Source organism: Aminobacterium sp., assembly GCF_034926885.1.
GTDB lineage: Bacteria > Synergistota > Synergistia > Synergistales > Aminobacteriaceae > Aminobacterium.
Window position 1 is genome coordinate 46906 of the sequence record NZ_JAYFQR010000004.1, and the last position, 16772, is coordinate 63677.

Annotated in this window: 23 protein-coding genes; all 23 read left to right on the top strand. The window is 45.5% G+C overall.

The features are described 5' to 3' along the window. Positions 1-121 precede the first annotated feature (121 nt). The 23 genes from VB083_RS02770 to VB083_RS02880 all read left to right on the top strand — a co-directional run bounded on the left by VB083_RS02770 (position 122) and on the right by VB083_RS02880 (position 16770). A complete protein-coding gene (locus VB083_RS02770) occupies positions 122-544 on the top strand; it encodes a hypothetical protein (RefSeq protein WP_323401701.1) in 423 nt (140 codons plus the stop codon). After that, positions 504-1328 carry a hypothetical protein gene (locus VB083_RS02775; protein ID WP_323401702.1) on the top strand — a complete coding sequence of 275 codons (825 nt, stop codon included), beginning with the start codon at positions 504-506 and terminating at the stop codon, positions 1326-1328. Before VB083_RS02770 ends, VB083_RS02775 begins: the two co-directional genes overlap by 41 nt. Positions 1329-1333: 5 nt before the next feature. Then, positions 1334-1762, top strand: coding sequence for a hypothetical protein (locus tag VB083_RS02780; RefSeq protein ID WP_323401703.1), 429 nt, complete (start codon positions 1334-1336; stop codon positions 1760-1762). Between the two features lie 12 nt (positions 1763-1774). Then, the gene (locus VB083_RS02785) at positions 1775-2155 is read left to right on the top strand and encodes a DUF1937 family protein (protein ID WP_323401704.1); all 381 of its coding nucleotides are present in this window, start codon (positions 1775-1777) and stop codon (positions 2153-2155) included. After that, a complete protein-coding gene (locus tag VB083_RS02790; protein ID WP_323401705.1) occupies positions 2134-2544 on the top strand; it encodes a single-stranded DNA-binding protein in 411 nt (136 codons plus the stop codon). The genes VB083_RS02785 and VB083_RS02790 overlap by 22 nt, the downstream gene beginning before the upstream one ends. A gap of 9 nt (positions 2545-2553) precedes the next feature. Beyond that, complete coding sequence (locus VB083_RS02795; RefSeq protein ID WP_323401706.1) at positions 2554-3036, top strand: hypothetical protein; 483 nt, start codon at positions 2554-2556, stop codon at positions 3034-3036. Continuing rightward, the gene (locus tag VB083_RS02800) at positions 3033-3467 is read left to right on the top strand and encodes a hypothetical protein (protein ID WP_323401707.1); all 435 of its coding nucleotides are present in this window, start codon (positions 3033-3035) and stop codon (positions 3465-3467) included. Before VB083_RS02795 ends, VB083_RS02800 begins: the two co-directional genes overlap by 4 nt. A 192-nt stretch (positions 3468-3659) precedes the next feature. Further along, positions 3660-4004, top strand: a complete 345-nt coding sequence (locus tag VB083_RS02805; protein ID WP_323401708.1) for an HNH endonuclease signature motif containing protein — start codon at positions 3660-3662, stop codon at positions 4002-4004. Positions 4005-4106: 102 nt separating this feature from the next. Further along, positions 4107-4571 carry a phage terminase small subunit P27 family gene (locus tag VB083_RS02810; protein WP_323401709.1) on the top strand — a complete coding sequence of 155 codons (465 nt, stop codon included), beginning with the start codon at positions 4107-4109 and terminating at the stop codon, positions 4569-4571. After that, positions 4534-6213 (top strand): terminase large subunit, encoded by a 1680-nt coding sequence (locus tag VB083_RS02815; RefSeq protein WP_323401710.1) that lies wholly within the window; start codon positions 4534-4536, stop codon positions 6211-6213. Before VB083_RS02810 ends, VB083_RS02815 begins: the two co-directional genes overlap by 38 nt. A 15-nt stretch (positions 6214-6228) precedes the next feature. After that, complete coding sequence (locus VB083_RS02820; protein WP_323401711.1) at positions 6229-8637, top strand: phage portal protein; 2409 nt, start codon at positions 6229-6231, stop codon at positions 8635-8637. Further along, entirely contained in the window at positions 8597-9202 is a 606-nt protein-coding gene (locus tag VB083_RS02825; RefSeq protein ID WP_323401712.1) for an HK97 family phage prohead protease, read from the top strand. Before VB083_RS02820 ends, VB083_RS02825 begins: the two co-directional genes overlap by 41 nt. Positions 9203-9239: 37 nt before the next feature. Continuing rightward, a complete protein-coding gene (locus tag VB083_RS02830; protein WP_323401713.1) occupies positions 9240-10421 on the top strand; it encodes a phage major capsid protein in 1182 nt (393 codons plus the stop codon). A gap of 42 nt (positions 10422-10463) precedes the next feature. Beyond that, complete coding sequence (locus VB083_RS02835; RefSeq protein WP_323401714.1) at positions 10464-10667, top strand: hypothetical protein; 204 nt, start codon at positions 10464-10466, stop codon at positions 10665-10667. Continuing rightward, a complete protein-coding gene (locus VB083_RS02840) occupies positions 10618-11184 on the top strand; it encodes a head-tail connector protein (protein ID WP_323401715.1) in 567 nt (188 codons plus the stop codon). The genes VB083_RS02835 and VB083_RS02840 overlap by 50 nt, the downstream gene beginning before the upstream one ends. After that, positions 11181-11510, top strand: coding sequence for a phage head closure protein (locus VB083_RS02845; RefSeq protein ID WP_323401761.1), 330 nt, complete (start codon positions 11181-11183; stop codon positions 11508-11510). Before VB083_RS02840 ends, VB083_RS02845 begins: the two co-directional genes overlap by 4 nt. Positions 11511-11513: 3 nt before the next feature. Continuing rightward, positions 11514-11927: an HK97-gp10 family putative phage morphogenesis protein gene (locus VB083_RS02850; RefSeq protein ID WP_323401716.1), complete on the top strand. Its 414-nt coding sequence runs from the start codon at positions 11514-11516 to the stop codon at positions 11925-11927. Further along, entirely contained in the window at positions 11920-12282 is a 363-nt protein-coding gene (locus tag VB083_RS02855; protein ID WP_323401717.1) for a DUF3168 domain-containing protein, read from the top strand. The genes VB083_RS02850 and VB083_RS02855 overlap by 8 nt, the downstream gene beginning before the upstream one ends. Positions 12283-12293: 11 nt before the next feature. Further along, complete coding sequence (locus tag VB083_RS02860; protein ID WP_323401718.1) at positions 12294-12716, top strand: phage tail tube protein; 423 nt, start codon at positions 12294-12296, stop codon at positions 12714-12716. Between the two features lie 14 nt (positions 12717-12730). After that, positions 12731-13078, top strand: coding sequence for a hypothetical protein (locus VB083_RS02865; protein ID WP_323401719.1), 348 nt, complete (start codon positions 12731-12733; stop codon positions 13076-13078). Between the two features lie 32 nt (positions 13079-13110). Then, a complete protein-coding gene (locus VB083_RS02870; RefSeq protein ID WP_323401720.1) occupies positions 13111-13419 on the top strand; it encodes a hypothetical protein in 309 nt (102 codons plus the stop codon). Further along, the gene (locus tag VB083_RS02875; protein WP_323401721.1) at positions 13406-16357 is read left to right on the top strand and encodes a phage tail tape measure protein; all 2952 of its coding nucleotides are present in this window, start codon (positions 13406-13408) and stop codon (positions 16355-16357) included. The genes VB083_RS02870 and VB083_RS02875 overlap by 14 nt, the downstream gene beginning before the upstream one ends. Before the next feature lie 2 nt (positions 16358-16359). Continuing rightward, positions 16360-16770, top strand: a complete 411-nt coding sequence (locus VB083_RS02880) for a hypothetical protein (RefSeq protein ID WP_323401722.1) — start codon at positions 16360-16362, stop codon at positions 16768-16770. Positions 16771-16772 lie beyond the last annotated feature (2 nt).

Genomic DNA, 16772 nt, shown 5'->3' on the forward strand with positions numbered 1-16772 from the left:
GAGGTGCAGGCGCGGCATATGGCTTCCTGAAATGGACGGCTGTGAAAAATGGCAGCCCATCCCGCAGAACAAAGACACTGAAGGCCAGATGGCTCTCTTTGAAACGAAAGGATGATTTGCAATGGAACAGGTCATTATAGAGGGTTTTAAAGACTTACAGTATGAAGCGGCCTTCAGGAAGGCTGAAAAAGCAAGAGCGGAGGCTGAAGATGCGAAAGAGAGAAAGAAGCATGCTTCCATGGTGGCTGGTGTTAAGGAGGAAAAGGCTGTTTATTGTTCGATTCTCGCCAAAAATGAAGAAGCACGGGTACAGAGCATTGAAATTCCGGAAGAAATATGGATTTCCTATAACTCAGGGGCCGGTATAACTGTTGGAATACTTGACAATTGGGTAAAAATGTCAGGCTTGGAAAAGTCGGAGTCCGCTATTTACTCCGCCTATTCGGGCGGAATAAAGCTTGATGAAGCGGAACTGTCCGCTGAAATAGAGAAGAGGGATCAGGATGGCCAGGAAGCGGTACATATCAACGGAGATCTCAGTTGACAGCCGGATAAATACGTTGGCCAGGGAGTACGGCGATTTCGCCGTGCTCCTCTATACCTGGCTCATTCCGCATGCAGGGGACGACGGAGCGCTTACGGGAAACCCTGAAGAGATAGCCATGATTGTTATTCCCGGCTTCCGCCATCATTCTGTGAGCGACATAACAGAAGCCCTTTCAGGGATGCATGAACTGAAGCTTATTTTCTGGGACAAAGAAAACGAACGTATCTATTTTGATTCCGATACATTTTATAAATATCAGCCGTATGTAAGCCTCTCAAAACGCCGCAGTTCCAACCCGTGGGAACAAAAAACAGCGGAAGAAGAAACAAAAGAAAACAAAACGGCGGTAATTGAAAATTATAAACGAGAAATGGCGGAAAATGGCGACAATAAACGCCTTTTGACGGAAAACCCCGCTTCACCTTCACCTTCACCTTCACCTTCACCTTCACCTACAAAAGAGCAGAGAAGAGAAGAGCATGGCTCCGCCGGCTCTGCTCCGCTCTGCCCGTTCGAAAAAATAAAAGAAATCTGGAATGAGGTGATGGGGCCTCGTGGCAGACCTGAAGCCGGGATTTTGACGGCCAAAAGGAAAAAGCTTTTGAAAGCTATCTGGAACACGCCAGGGTGGAGTGATGTCGGTGTATGGCGTGAATTCTTCGAGTACGTGGCTCAAAGTGATTTTCTTATGGCTCGTTTTCCTGGACTCACTTTTGACTGGGTAATACGCCAGGAGAACTGGGTCAAGATTCGGGAAGGCAATTATCATGACGGAGGTTGAAAATCATGGGAAATGCGAAGCAGGAATGCAGAGCGCCAGAAGAGCCTATCCCCCTCAGCGCCGGTATGGCTGGCATTCAGGCTGTTATCAGGCGTCTTAAGGCTGATGGCGTTGCTTTCAGAAGCCGTAAAGAGCGATGGGCTGAGGTCATGGCCTTTGCCCGCTCTTTTTGCCCGGATATTCAGCCGCATCAGCTTGTTGACGAACTCGAAAAATACGAGCTTATTCTGGCCTGCGATAAAGAATGCAAAGCTTGCCGTAAGGATGCTGATGAGTGGTGCCGCTTTAACAGGCGTCAGTGGGGTTTCAGAGAGACCAGTGTTTTTGGAGGTCGCACGTACGATATGCCTGTTTACATCGCATGGTTTTCAAGATGCTGGAAGTCTACGGATTCTAAAAAAATTGTGCCTTTCAAGCGTGGGTTTGGAAAATAGAGGGCTGAAGCTATGAGAGCAAGCAACAAAGGACTCAAAGTATATCTGGCTATTCCGTATACGGGACTCGAAAGCAAAAGCGTTGAGGCGGCGAACAATGTTGCGGCATGTCTTCTGAAGCATGGAGTTCATGTCTTTTCACCAATCACATATACGCATGCGCTGAGTTTGAAGCATTGCCTTCCGGGAGACTGGCGCTTCTGGGAAGACTTTGATACGACGTTTATTTCATGGGCAGACGAACTGTGGGTAGTGTGTATCGATGGTTGGGAATTGTCAGTAGGTGTACGGCAGGAAATTCAGATAGCCAGACATTTGGGAAAGACTATACGCATGATTTCCGCTGAAGCGGGAGAACAGGAGGAATTGACATGCCTAACAGAAATGCGGTGACGATCATCGGACATCTCGGTAAAGATCCAGAAACCCGTTTTCTTGACAGCGGGCAGAGTTATACGCGTTTCAGTGTGGCCACAAACAATCGATATAAAGGGACTCAGGGAGACTGGGTTGATCAGCTGCCTACGTGGTGGAATATAGTGATATGGGGCGAGCTTGGAAAGAAAATCAGCACTGATTTTGTCAAAGGTGATGCCATTCACGTCGAAGGACGGCTGAAGACCCGGGAATACGAAAAAGACGGGCAGAAGAAGACGGCATATGAGGTTGTTGCAAAATATGTGGCCATTCCGGTCTTTGTAAAAAAAGATTCTTTCGCCGGAGGCCAGGAGAGCGAAGGCGCATATCAGGAAGATTTTGAGGAGTCTGATATCCCTTTTTAGGAGGCTGTCATGTTTTCGATAGGAATTGATCCCGGCATATCCGGGGGAATATGCGCAATAGACGCAAAGAATCTTGAAATAGTATTGCTTGAGGATTGCCCAGTATATAAAACAGGAGCAGGCAAAGACTACGATATAGCGGCCATGGCTGAAATCCTTAGGAGAGTTGCTTTGAAGGGGCCATGCGTGATTATTCTTGAGCGGGCTCAGGCCATGCCCAAGCAAGGGGTAGTCGGAGCGTTCAACTTCGGGAGAGGATATGGAATATGGCTTGGCATACTGGGAACACTCGGGATTCCGTATAGGACGGTCCGTCCTTCAGAATGGACAGGGAAAGTTCTCAAGGGTATGCAGGGAAAGGGTAAAAATAGGGCAATACAATTTGTTTGTCAGGCGTTTCCTGGAATTTCCCTTGTTCCGGAAGGATGCAGGAAAATCCGTGACGGGCGTGCTGATGCCGCATGTCTTGCATATTACGGGGTGATCGTATGAGTCTGCATCCTGGAATCTTCCAGTACGTTGAATCCTGTCTGTACAACTACCGGGAAAACAGGGAAAGGCTTGACCTTAAACGGCTCGAACTGCGGAATATACCACTTTTGCGAAGCACGACTGACTACCAGGAACGAGTCAATGCAGGTATTATGACATCAGAGCCAGTAGCTGTAATTATGCTGAGGATAGAGTCAATCGAGGAAGATATCCGGAGGCTTGAGAAGAAAACGGAACCTGTAACAAGACTTATCTTTACGTTGAGAGAGCAAAGATCACCCTTGGTTGATCTGCTTGACTACAGGTATTTTCAACAGCTGCCATGGGACAGGTGTCTTGAACTCCTTCATGTGTCAAGAGGCACATTCAAGTCATGGCGCGTAAGGCTTATTGAAAAGGCTGCCAGAATGTTGGGATTTGACCCGGAATAAAAAACTATACTAAAACTGAACTGACAACCCGGGTTTTTCATGGTAGCATGGTATCATTGAATAATAGCGGGAAGGCCCCGAAGAGCAGAAACTCTTCGAGGCCTTTTTTTATGCTCAGGAGGTTATCAGCAGGATTAATAACCTAGTTAAAGAGTTAGAGCATAAGCAAGGCTGAAGGGAGAGTGTCGTTGTTTGCCCAACAAACCGGGAGAAGCGTATCTGAACAGGGAAAGAGCAAAGAGAGAGGTTCTTCAAAAACGGTGGAGGAAACACGAAGACAAAGGCTATAACAAATCAAGGCCTGAGGCGCACAAGTTTTATTATTCTCCGAGATGGAAAAAATTAAGGCAGTGGTACAGATCTGGACATCCGCTATGTGAGGCGTGTCTGAAAAGAGGTGTAGTTACATCGGCGGATCTGGTGGATCACATTGTGCCCATAACAGATGGCGGAGATCCTATGTGTGTGAATAATCTTCAGGCTTTATGTCATAGATGCCACAACATTAAACACGCAAAAGAGAGAAACAAAGGGTAGGGGGTATATAAAAAGCTATAAAGCCAGTGATACCAACGGTCGGCGGAATAACGTTTTTTTGTCCCCGAGTTTGCTTGAATTTCCACAAAAGGAAGTGAAGAGATGGGTGTAAGAGGCCCAAAGCCGGCTCCTGCAAAAATAAAAGCTCTTAAGGGCAAATCGCACAAAAAGAAAAGGGAAACGCTCTATATCGAGCCATCTTCTGGTTTGTCTCTCCCGAAGGATCTTCCTGAAAAGGTCCGTGTTCGAGCACAGGAGGTCCTCGATATCCTTTCGGAGAAAAGAATTTTGACTCCCTGTGACCTTGCCGCTTTTGCAAGATATTGTGAACACCTTGAACTGGCTCATGAAGCGAAGGAAACTCTAGATACGGACGGTCTGATTGTCAGGGATGAACGGGGATTGGCGAGAAAACATCCTGCTGCCCAGATTTTCAGGGACAATTCATTAGCCGCCTTACGGTTTGAAGAACAGTTTGGCTTGACTCCGTCTTCAAGGGAACGGCTGTCTAGCCCAGAAGACCGAAAGGATGACGAATATGGTGTGTTCCGGTCGTCAACTGGATAACTGTGGCAAGATCGCTAAAAAATACATCGAAGACGTCCGGAAAGGGAAAACACTAGTCTGTAAGTGGGCCAGTTTGGCGGTTGAAAGGCATCTTCGCGATCTTGATACAGGTAAAGAACGCGGCCTTTATTTCGACGAAGAGTCGGGAGAAAGGATATTGCGTTTCTTCAAGTTTCTCAAACATTCCCAAGGAGAATGGGCGGGACGCACTTTTATCCTCTCACCGTGGCAGCAGTTCTGTCTTTGGACGCTCTTTGGATGGAAAAAAGAGGACGGTTCCCGGCGTTTCCGTACAGCATACAAGGAAATCGCCAGAAAAAACGGAAAATCAACGGAAGCGGCAGGAGTCGGTCTTTATCTTCTTGACGCGGATAATGAGCCTGGAGCAGAAGTATATTCAGCAGCAACAAAACGTGATCAGGCTAAAATAACGCATTCTGAAGCTACGAGGATGGTGCGGTCTTCTAGCCCTCTTAGAAAGCATATACAAATTTTTAAAGACAGATTATCTGTACCTGATACGAATTCAAAATTTGAGCCGCTTAGTTCTGACTACAACAGCCTGGATGGTCTCAATATTTCCGGAGCGATTGTCGATGAACTCCATGCCCATAAAACAAGGGACCTTTGGGATGTCCTTGAAACGGCAACAGGGGCACGGAGACAGCCTCTTCTTTTCGCTATCACTACGGCCGGCGTGTCAAGAGAGGGAATTTGCCGAGAACTTCATGATTACACAGAGAAAATTCTGACGGGAGTCGTAGAAGATGACTCCTTCTGGGGAATAATTTTTACTCTTGATGATGGTGATGAATGGCAGGATGAGCGGCTTTGGATAAAGAGCAATCCCAATTTGGGTATAAGCGTAAAGCTGGATGATTTGCAAAGAAAGGCGCGAAAAGCAAAAAATACGCCGGCAGCGCAAAATGCGTTTCTCAGGCTTCATATGAATGTGTGGACCAGTGCAGAAACAGCATGGATACCTCCAGAAGCATGGGCAAAGTGCTGCGGGGTAACCGATGGTGACTTTTTGGCAAGGATTCCATGTTACGGAGGTCTTGACTTATCGAATACTACGGATATCACGGCTTTTGTACTGAAATTTCCAGCTACAGGTGATTGTAAAGCGTGGTTCTGGCTTCCTGAGAGGAAACTTGAAGAAAGACGGGATCGTGTCCCTTATCAGCTATGGGCCGATCAGGGGTGGATAGAAGTTACTCCAGGGAGCGCTGTTGATTATAGATATGTTCAGGAGAGAATTCTGGGACTGGCAAAGGAATATAGAATTCAGGAAATAGCCTTTGATCCGTGGAATGCTACCCAAACAGCGATAGAACTGGAAGATCATGGTCTTGTTATGGTTCCGACAAGACAAGGTTACAAGACCATGAGTCCTGCTTGTCGAGAACTCGAACGCGAAATTGTCGCAATGGAATTAAAGCATGGCGGCAATCCGGTTCTCCAGTGGATGGCCGCTAATGTTATGGTGACACAGGACCCTGCGGGTAACTTGAAGCCTGATAAATCAAAGTCAATAGACAAAATAGATGGGATTGTAGCTCTTTTGAATGCCATATCGAGACAGATTGAGGATAACTCAACGGAATCAATTTATGAGGAGCGTGGAATTGTTTCGATATAGCGAGGGGTGATGGTTTTGAATCTGATCAAACGAATATTCCGGTCTTTCCATCCATCGCAGATTCCTACAGAACGTGGAGACAGAATCTGGGTTGCATGGGGTGAGACATCAAGCGGTGAAATAGTAAGCGAGGAAGCGGCACTGAGATACAGTGCCGTTTTTTCATGCATTCGTGTCTTGGCTGAATCTATCGCTCAGCTCCCTCTTAAGGTGTACGAAAGATTTGGCGATGACAGCAGACAGGTTGCAAAAGATTTCTACCTGTATCCGCTTCTTTCTCTCCAACCTAATGCATACACGACAGCATTCCATTTCTGGGAATTCATGGGGATGAGTATGGCTGCATGGGGAAATGCATATGCACTTATAGATCGGAGCTATGATGGCCGGGTTTTTGCCCTTCGGCAATTGAGGCCCGATCGCGTTTTTATCCGGAAAACCAGTGCAGGAAAAATCGTCTATGACGTTACAGATGATCAAGGACGGCCCGGGACATATCTTTTTGACGAGATTCTTCATATCCCGGGGATGGGCTTTGACGGAATTCAAGGCTACAGTCCTATCAGACTGGCTGCTGAAACTATAGGGCTTGGAATTTCAGCCACGAAATATGCCGGAGGATTTTTTAAAAATGGAGCTACTCCTGGAGGAGTCCTTGAACATCCGGGGAAATTGTCTGAAGACTCAGCCAAAAGACTCCGTAAAAACTGGTCTGATATTTATGGACGCGTTGATAATGCCCATAAAACAGCAATTCTGGAAGAAGGCATGAAATTTCACGCAATGTCTATAAATCCGGAGGATGCACAGCTTATTGAAACCAGGAAGATGAACAGAACGGAAATATGCGGCATATTTCGGATTCCTCCGCATATGATTGGTGATCTTGATAAGGCGACGTTTTGTCTTCCTGCAGATGTCGAAGTGCTTTCGGAAACAGGTCCGAAATCAATTGCCAATATAAAAGCTGGAGAAAAGGTCTGGTCATGGGACGGCAATACTATGGTTTTAGCGAAGGTAAAAAAGTCCGTATGCAGCGGAGTGGACGAAATACTGACCATTCGTACAACAACCCGCACTTTGAGAGCAAATAAGGCTCATCGTGTTTTGGCGTTGCGGAAAACAAAAGCTTTAAAAACACGATGCGGTTGCTGTCAGCGTGTGAGATGGATGTGCGAGTATGTTCCTGCGGGTGAACTGAAGGTGGGGGACACCATAGTAACTTTTAATAGTTTGCTGCCCTCTTACGGTGGCGAGCAGTGCCCAACAAGAAAGGTCTCCGAAGGGCTTATGGAATTTTGTGGATTGCTCCTTGGTGACGGGCCCGTAAGTAGAAGAGCAGGAGTGACCTTGGCTAAAGCGGGAAAAGCAATATACATGGACTATTGCAGAAACGTGATGCGTGAGGAATCCCGTTCGTTTGACAAAAGCGAAAACGGTAGAACTGGAGCCGGATTAGCCGCATTCGCTGTGTACCTCGAAGGCGTCGACCGCCAGACAGGAGGACCAAGTCTTATGACGGCTGAGGAACTAGAAAAACTCGGCTTTTCTGGCGACGCCCGCACAAAAAAAGTGCCTGGATGGGTATTCGGGCTGGCATCTACATACAGGCTTGCTTTTTTGAGAGGATGCCTAGATTCCTGTGGAAGTGTTGATAAAAGGGGACGCATTTCTTATTACAGCGTTAATCGCGAAAGGCTCTCTCAGATTCGTCATTTATGTATGACGGTTGGTGTCCCAGTAACAAATCTGTGTGAACGGAGGATAACAACACACCTTCCGAACGACTCTCGATTTGATGGAATGATATATGAGTTCACATGCCCTGACCCTGGAGCCAATAAACGAATTAGGTCTCATGATGAAAAATATCGATGCAGAGTAAATGAAGGGCAACTGTTTAGCAGAAAGGGCAGGAAATATCCGCGCTATGGCGGTGTTAATCGGGGATCAACAGAATGCGGTTTGGCACGCATTTCTGAGATCAGCATTGATCTTCCTGAACCTGTTTACGATCTGGAGGTAGCAGAACTCCATACCTTCGTGGCAAATGGAGTAATAGTTCACAACTCCAACATCGAACATCAAGGCATTGAGTTTGTTAAATTTACCCTTTCTCCATGGCTGAAGAGAATAGAGCAGTCTCTGAACGTAAGGCTTATGTCAGAAAAAGAGCAGAAGCGTTATTTTGCAGAATTTAAAGTTGACGGATTAATGCGTGGAGATGTGAAAAGCCGGAATGAAGCTCATTCTCTTGCAATACGAAACGGATGGAAGAGCATAAATGAAGTTCGAAAAGAAGAAAATCTTCCTCCTATTGTCGGGGGCGATCGGCATTTTCTCCAAATGCAGATGGTACCAGTAGAATCTGGGGGACAAGGAGGTGAAAGCAGCAGTGGAAAAAGAAATCAGAACAATGTCTGATTCTATAGAAATCAGAAGTGAAAATAACGAACCAGCCAAAATCATTGGGTATGCGGCAAGGTTCAATTCTCCCTCAGAAGAAATGTGGGGATTTGTAGAGCAGATCAGGCCCGGGGCTTTCCTAAAAGCGTTGGAAAAATCAGATGCCCGAGCCCTTTTTAATCACGATCCAAATCTGATTTTAGGACGGGAGAAGAGCGGAACGCTGAAACTTTCAGAAGATGAAGTTGGATTGAGATACGAGATCACACCGCCAGACACTCAATGGGCTAAAGACTTGATTAGCAGTATTCAGCGAGGGGATGTCAGTCAGTCGAGTTTTGCTTTTTCAATGACAGGTGGAGTTGAAGAATGGGATGACAGCAAGGAGCCGGCAGTTCGCACTATTGTGGAAGTGGGGAAATTATATGACATTTCTCCAGTGACATATCCTGCATACCCATCTACCAGTGTAAATGTGCGTTCTATGGAAGAAGTGGCACAAGAACATCGAAAACGTTCGGCAGATAAAAGACCTCATGTCGAAGTGTTGAAAAGACGCCTTGAGATAGAGGCAGAAATATGACCGGGACATCCGGCACCTTATACAGGAGGGGCAAGAGATGAGTTTAAACGAGATGAAACGTAAAAGAGCGGCATTGGTAGCTGAGGCGAGAAAGATTCTTGATCGGGCCGAAGAGGAAAAAAGGGACTTGTCAGCAGAAGAAAAAGACAGTTATGACAAGTTTTTTGCGGATATCAGGTCTCTTGGTGAAGCCATTAAACGTGAAGAGGAACTTCGCGAAGCGGAGCGGGCTATGGCTGAAGAGGAGCGTAATAAAGAGGGGGAAACTCAAAAAGAAACTCGTAAGGCAGTAGCCTTTCGCAATTTCATTATTAACGGCGACTCTGGCGAATACAGAGCACTCGCAAACGATACAGGCACAGCAGGTGGATACCTTCACGCTCCAGAGGAATTTATAGCGAAACTTCTCAAGGGACTGGATAACAGGGTTTTTGTGCGCAACAATGCTACCATCCTTCCTGTTCAAACCTCTGACAGTCTTGGAGCCCCGACACTCGATGCAGATATGTCTGACCCTACATGGACCACTGAAATAGCCAATGTGGATGAAGATCTTTCCATGGATTTTGGAAAGAGGAATCTTACTCCCCAACAGCTTTCAAAACTTGTAAAAGTATCGATGAAGCTACTCCGGACTGCGGCTATTTCTCCAGAAACTATTGTTGCAGACAGACTGGCCTATCGGTTTGCTATTACACAGGAGAATGCGTATCTAAACGGGGACGGAGCGGGGAAGCCTTTGGGGATTTTTTCAGCATCGGCAAATGGGATTCCTGTTTCAAGAGATGTTTCCGAAGGGAATACCGCTACGGAAATAACCGCTGATGGGCTTATCAGCGTGAAATTTGCGCTTAAAGCCCAATATCGCGGCAAGGCCAGATGGATATTCCATAGAGATGCTCTTAAGAGCATAAGCAAACTGAAGGACAATGATGGACAGTATATATGGAGACCTGGTCTGATCACAACTGAACCAGACACTCTTCTCGGTCTTCCGATTGACGAAAGCGAATATGCGCCTAATACCTTTACGACTGGTAAATATGTTGGTGCTCTATGTAACTGGGAATACTACTGGATAGCTGAACTTATGGGGATGGAGATACAGCGGCTGAATGAACTTTACGCAGCTACAAGTCAGATTGGATTCATAGGCAGGGGCTACTGGGATGGTGCTCCGGTTCTGGCAGAGGCTTTCGCTAGAGTGAAATTGGCATAAAGGGGAGTGTTAAAACTCCCCTTTTTACAAGGAGTGAACGGCATGAGAGTTCGTATGAAAACGACATCTGCTGATCCGGTATCAGTAAGGTTGGCGGGCAAAGAATATGAAATGGAAGACGGAGAGGCAAGGATGTTAATACGTTATGGATACGCCTTGCCTTTGGGATCTCTACATATAAAAGGAGTGGAAAGCCGTGAATCCAAGAATGCTCGTTCCGCCACCCGTCGAACCAGTAAGTCTTGAAGAGGCAAAACAGCATCTAAGGGTGGAACTTACAGATGAAGATCCTCTTATAAGTAATTTAATCCAAACGGCGAGAGAACACGCGGAATCCTTTCAGAACAGATCTTTTATTACCAGAACCTACGAACTTTTTCTTGATATCTGGCCGGATGCTTCTTTTGTCCTCCCTATGGGGCCGATACAGAAGATCATATCCGTTGTTTGCTTGGATGAAAACGGAGAAGAAATCCAAGTGAATCCAGATATCTATTTTCTCAATTCTAAAGGCCATATTTCCCTGAATAAGGGAGAAATATGGCCTGATGTGGTTCTTAGAAAAACGGAAGGCGTAAAAATTACATATGAAGCGGGATATGGCAGTGACAGTTCACGCGTTCCGGCAAATGTAAAACAAGCAATATTGTTAATGGTTGCTCATTGGTATCTTTATAGAGAAAACGTGTCAGAAAAACCTCTGTACATTGTCCCATTAGGAGCATATTTGCTTCTTGGGATAGATCGGGTGTGGCCGTTATGAGACTTGCCGCAGGAGAACTGAGAGATCGCATTCTGGTTAAAAGGGAAGAACGAGTTTCAGATGGACAGGGAGGTTCTACTAAAACGCAAAATGTTCTTATGTCATGCTGGGCCAGAGTTAAGCCTATTGCTGCCAAAGATGCTGTTATTGCCATGAAAGACGTTGATTTCCGGACACATGAAATATTGATTCGTATTCCTAATCCTGACCGTATGCCTTCTATTCACGATCTTGTGATCTGGCAATCATACACTTTGAGGATAAAGGCGACACGTCCAGGAGCAGACAGGGGAAGTTTGTTTCTTGACTGTGTGACGGAGGTGTAAAAGTTGACGACAACCAAAACTGTAGGAGCAAAAGAATTGATCAGAGATCTTCGAAATATTGAGGAAAAAGTCCTCAGTGAGGTTGTCTGGACTGCAATTGAAAAGGGTGCTGAGAAGATAAAAAGAGACGCAGTGAGGAGAGCGCCTGAGGATACGGGGGCATTAAAACAATCGATACGATGTGTTAAATATAGAAAATCACTTGGTGTAAGAGTAGAAGCAGATTATCCAAGAAACAATGGCCGAAGGAAAAGAAAAAAGAAGGGTAAGGGATGGGTCTATTACGCATTTGCAGTTGAGTACGGAACAAAAAATAGGCAAGCTCAGCCTTTTTTACGTCCTGCTTTTAATGCCAAGGAAGATGAAATAGCCAGGGACATTGAGACAGCTATAGAAAGGGCGATTGATTATGGATAGCTTAAACATCGTTTATAGATCTCTCTATTCCTCTCTTACTGAAAATAGTGCCCTTATGTCTGTCATTACAGGAGTGTATGACTATCATCCTGAACAATATGATCCCGGGCCATATATTACATTTTCCAATGCGCAAATCCAGGAAGGCAGATTGTTGGATGACAGTGAAAGGAGAGTTCTTCTTTCAATTGATGTGTGGGCTCCTGGCGAAGGCCGGAAACAACTTATAGAAATAATGGATTTAGTTCAAGCCGCCCTTCCGGCGGTTTTTCTTTTTGAAGATTCCATAGTGTTGTTTGACGAAGATTCAAAATGGTGGCATGGGGTTTTGGAATATCGGATCTATCTTAGATAGGAGGTTATACGATGGGTGCTATCGCAGGAAAAAATGCAGAAGTGATGATCAAAGTGGCGGCTGTCGATACGCCATTTGGAGAGGTAAAAAGCTACAACTTTGAGACGGCCCTCGGAACAATAGATGTGTCGACTCTCTCCACATATTGGAAAAAAAGACTAGTAGGGCAGGTTGGGTGGACCGGGTCTCTTGAATGTTTTTATGATCCCAGTGATCCGGCGCAAGAACAAGCTTGGACGGATATGGTAGCGGGAAATGAAATAGATATTACGATCAGACCAAATGGGACAGGAGATGGAAAACCTCAGCTTACAGGGAAAATAATCCTTACGGGCTGGGCTGAGACTGCTTCTACTGAAGATGCGATTGGCCTGTCTATCAAGTTTGAAGGAAACGGTGAACTTGCAAAAGGGACACAGGGAACAGCCCCTTAATATGAGGTGAGAACATGAAGCTAATAACATTAAATGGTCGCTCCATGACTTTGAAATTTGGTCTTCTTTCTCTTCGGGCGATGGAGAGAGATATGGGAATTTCTTTTCCTCAGATGATAGAGGCTATTAATGGCGGCCGTGTAGGAATAGATATTTTGCTTTCAATAATATGGGCCGGATTATTGTGGGAGAACCGTGATTTGACTGTCGAACAGGTAGGAGAATGGCTGGATAAAGAGTCAGGCGAAAACTTAGAAACGATCATGTCTACCGCCACTAATGAGTTCGTGGCATCGTTTGATCATCTTCTCGTGAAGCCTAATAAAGAATCAGAGAAAGATGGCAAGAAGGAAAAAAACTGACTAAAGGGGATCGAGAGCTATTTTGGAGGCAAGTGTTCTTTTTTGCTCTTGGTCCTCTTAATTTATCGAAAGAAGGTCTTTGGGAAATTTCCTGGGGAGAATATGAAGACTTGCTTTTGTCATGGCAGTATCGAGAATATTTAGAATATAGAAAAACAGCAGCATTGGCAACGTGGGTACTTAATGGAACAGGAAAAAGAAATCATCCCGTCCTTATTGATGATCTTATTGGAGTCTGGGATGACGGAGAGATTATGAGCAAGCAAGAACATTTTGACCGTTCTGTTCAGAAGATAAAAAACAGGAAACAGAAAGGAGGCGATGATAATGGCACGGGGTAGAAATAGAAAGCTTGGTTTCCAGGTTGGAGCGGACATTTCTGATGCTCAGAGAAAACTAGGCATGGTTGCTGAGACCATTGATAAACTGGGAAAGAAGTTTGACCGTTTCGGAGCTTCTATGACAAGAACCTTTTCTACTCCTTTGACTGCGATAGGTGCCATTGCAACAAAAAGCTCTCTTTCTGTTGATGATGCTTTCGATTCTATTGCCGCGGGAACAGGTGCTACGGGGGAAAATCTCAAAAAGCTTCAGGCAACGTTCAGTGATGTTGCCAGGGAAGTCCCAGAAGACCTTGGAATTGTCGCTAAAACCGTTGCAGTTTTAAATACGCGGCTTGGCATTACAGGAAGTACGTTACAAACTGTTTCCAGAATGGCTCTGGAGTCAGCCCGTCTTCTGAATGAGGATGTTGGAGGTATTGTTACAGAAGCATCCAAAGCTATAAAGGACTGGGGGGTAAATGCTTCAGAAGCTGTTCCTTTTATGGACAAACTTTTCAAAGCTTCTCAATCTACAGGGATTGCCATGTCAAGTTTAGGCAGAGCCTTATATCAATATGGGTCTCCGCTTAGACAACTCGGTTTTGATATCGATACGACAACGGCATTGATAGCAAAGTTTGAACATGAGGGTGTCAATATGGAGCTTGTCCTGGGTGCCATGCGTATTGCTCTAGCAAAAATGGCAAAAACAGGCATAACAGATGCGAATGAGGCCTTGAAAAAAGTTATGGAGAGTATTAAAAAAGCGGGAAGCGTCGGAGAAGCCAATGGAAAGGCGATAGAGGCTTTTGGCTCCAGAGCAGGTCCAGATTTAGCTGCTGCTATAAGAGAAGGACGTTTCGAAGTTACAGATATGGTCAAGGCCCTCCAAGAGGCAAATGGAACTATTTCTCAAACCGTTTCAGAAACAGATGGTTTTATTGAAAGGCTTGGGCGAATAAGGAATAGACTTTCCTTGTCTTTTGCCCCCATTGGAGATGAATTGCTTTCGATGGTTGAAGTTGGAATGGAACCAGTGGCTTCTGCCATAGAAAACATAAACAGCAAGGTTGGATCTGTCGCTATTGGTATTTCTCTTTTTGTAGCGGCTCTTGGTCCAGCTATGTGGGCACTTGGAAAATGGGCAGGAAGCCTGGCTCTTTTAACTGGGACTTTGACAGGAATTCCATCTGTATTACGTCATATCGCTAGGGAATTTACTGCCGGAGCAGGGCTTATCCCCGGGTACACGTCTCTTGTTGCACGGCTCGGCATGGCCTTTACGACTTTTCAGGCTGTTCCAGGCATTTTGACAAAAGTCAGGATGGCGTTATTGGCTCTTGGAATTACTCCGGGTGGACTTGTTTTAACAGCTGCCGCATCTTTGTTAGCTCTCGGAATAGCAATGGACGATACTTTTGACAGAGCAAAGCGCGGATTAGGCGATATTACCAAACTTCTCAAAGCCAACCCCACCCTTTTCTCAGGGCGCTTTTTCGGAGGAGATATTCAGGGAAATGGGGGGCTGGTGGCAGCTGCTGAACAGCAAGAACGGATTCAAGCCGCGATTAGGGCTAAAAACAATGAAAAAAACTATGAACAGCTAGAAGCACAACGGCTGGCCAATCTCAGAAGAAATGTGAACAAGCCTGCTTCCGGGCAGTCTGGAACAGATAGGGGCTCTAGTGCTTCAGGAGGCGTAGAGTCTCTTGTCGAGCGTATCCGGGACAGAATCAGATATCTTCATGAAGATGGAAGGAAATTTTTACCAATACTAGATTCATGGGCTGCTAAACTTAAGCCTCTTTCAAAAGATTGGAAAGCGATAGCAGATCTTCAAAGAGAGATACGCGAGAACTTATCAAGGGAAGCAGGCATAGATACGGCGAATGCAGTACGAGCGTCTCTATCTAAAACTGGCGGTATCGATATTGTCAGGCTTTCAAAAGAAGTAGGAGAAATCAAAGAAATAACGCAAGATGCTCAAACAGGCATAGCTAGCTTTTATGAGACGGCGCAAAATGCCTTCTCTTTAGGACTTATGTCTGCTCAAGAGTATTTTTCAATAACGTCTCAAGGATTTCAAGAACTCCAAAATGAACTAAAGAGGCTTGGCGTAGACGCTAAAGATTATTTTGACTGGCCAGAAGAAATGCGGGATAGATTTATGGATTTGCAGGCGGCTGTTTCAAGTCTTGTCGGTCCATCTCTAGAGGTGCTTAATACTGCTTTGCAGGAAGGAAATATTAACGCAGAGCAGTATGCCTCAAGAATAGTGGAGCTTTTATCTCAATTCTCAGAGATTGGCACATTTGCCCCTTCTCTTATAGATGGAGTTCTCGCAAATCTGAAACAACAATGGCAGGATGGCGAAATCGCGACAAACCAGTATATTGCAGCTTTGGAACGACTAAAGTCGATATTAGGAAGCATGCCTGGAATAGTACAGAAAATAGAGACCTCTCAAGAACAGGCAAAACAGACTTCTTCTGATCTTTTTGGCGGAATAATTGAAGGGGCTAATTTATCAGCAAGGGCACTCGCGGAAGGATTTGCCTCAGCGGCTGTTCAAGGTCGCAGCTTTATGGATGTCCTTCGTCAGATAGGCCAGCAACTCCTGCAGTCTATCCTGACGAAAATGCTTACGCCCGTATTTGGGGCTCTTTTCCCCTTTGCGAGCGGTGGCATTGTTACGGGGCCAACTCCGGCTTTAATTGGTGAAGCCGGTCCCGAGGCTGTAGTCCCTTTAACCAATGGAGCGATTCCTGTTCAACTACAGATGCCTCAACTGGCTGAAAATTCCAGAGATATTACGGTGATATGTGCTCTCGATTATCAACTTATAGAAGGAATTGCCACAGAGACTCTGTCAAAGAGGCAGGATATTGTGGTTGCCCATTTCAACAGGGATTACATGGAAAATGGAGTGACCAGGAAAACATTCAGGAGGCGGTAAAGATGGCAGTGCCAACTATAAAGAAATACAACGCATCAGACCTGCCTCTTATTAACGAGGTCTTGACGTCTTTTAGCAGTGTCGAACAGAAGGATAAGCGAGATCAATCAATTTTCCTTTCCCCTTCTGGTGTTTTCCAAGCTGTAGAGTCGTCTCAGTATACGGCGCGGATCTGGCTTATTCAGGCTTTTCTCTTGAGTAATACGGAGAAGAATAATTTCATTTCATTTCGAGAGGGCAGGAACGTACAGATCCTGCCCTTTAAATGGATTGACGACGCTGATTCAGTGAGAAAATTTGTGCGCTTCAATTCCGATGAGATTCGTTATCAGCGGATTAGCGTTACTGCATGGTCTGCGGAATTTGAAATACGAGAGGCCCATCCTCTTGAGATCAACGACAATGAGGTGTGATA

Excerpts from the sequence above, each read along its gene's own strand:
- VB083_RS02770 (WP_323401701.1), top strand. The coding sequence starts at position 122 with ATGGAACAGGTCATTATAGAGGGTTTTAAAGACTTACAGTATGAAGCG.
- VB083_RS02775 (WP_323401702.1), top strand. The coding sequence starts at position 504 with ATGGCCAGGAAGCGGTACATATCAACGGAGATCTCAGTTGACAGCCGG.
- VB083_RS02780 (WP_323401703.1), top strand. The coding sequence starts at position 1,334 with ATGGGAAATGCGAAGCAGGAATGCAGAGCGCCAGAAGAGCCTATCCCC.
- VB083_RS02785 (WP_323401704.1), top strand. The coding sequence starts at position 1,775 with ATGAGAGCAAGCAACAAAGGACTCAAAGTATATCTGGCTATTCCGTAT.
- VB083_RS02790 (WP_323401705.1), top strand. The coding sequence starts at position 2,134 with ATGCCTAACAGAAATGCGGTGACGATCATCGGACATCTCGGTAAAGAT.
- VB083_RS02795 (WP_323401706.1), top strand. The coding sequence starts at position 2,554 with ATGTTTTCGATAGGAATTGATCCCGGCATATCCGGGGGAATATGCGCA.
- VB083_RS02800 (WP_323401707.1), top strand. The coding sequence starts at position 3,033 with ATGAGTCTGCATCCTGGAATCTTCCAGTACGTTGAATCCTGTCTGTAC.
- VB083_RS02810 (WP_323401709.1), top strand. The coding sequence starts at position 4,107 with ATGGGTGTAAGAGGCCCAAAGCCGGCTCCTGCAAAAATAAAAGCTCTT.
- VB083_RS02815 (WP_323401710.1), top strand. The coding sequence starts at position 4,534 with ATGACGAATATGGTGTGTTCCGGTCGTCAACTGGATAACTGTGGCAAG.
- VB083_RS02830 (WP_323401713.1), top strand. The coding sequence starts at position 9,240 with ATGAGTTTAAACGAGATGAAACGTAAAAGAGCGGCATTGGTAGCTGAG.
- VB083_RS02835 (WP_323401714.1), top strand. The coding sequence starts at position 10,464 with ATGAGAGTTCGTATGAAAACGACATCTGCTGATCCGGTATCAGTAAGG.
- VB083_RS02845 (WP_323401761.1), top strand. The coding sequence starts at position 11,181 with ATGAGACTTGCCGCAGGAGAACTGAGAGATCGCATTCTGGTTAAAAGG.
- VB083_RS02855 (WP_323401717.1), top strand. The coding sequence starts at position 11,920 with ATGGATAGCTTAAACATCGTTTATAGATCTCTCTATTCCTCTCTTACT.
- VB083_RS02860 (WP_323401718.1), top strand. The coding sequence starts at position 12,294 with ATGGGTGCTATCGCAGGAAAAAATGCAGAAGTGATGATCAAAGTGGCG.
- VB083_RS02865 (WP_323401719.1), top strand. The coding sequence starts at position 12,731 with ATGAAGCTAATAACATTAAATGGTCGCTCCATGACTTTGAAATTTGGT.
- VB083_RS02875 (WP_323401721.1), top strand. The coding sequence starts at position 13,406 with ATGGCACGGGGTAGAAATAGAAAGCTTGGTTTCCAGGTTGGAGCGGAC.
- VB083_RS02880 (WP_323401722.1), top strand. The coding sequence starts at position 16,360 with ATGGCAGTGCCAACTATAAAGAAATACAACGCATCAGACCTGCCTCTT.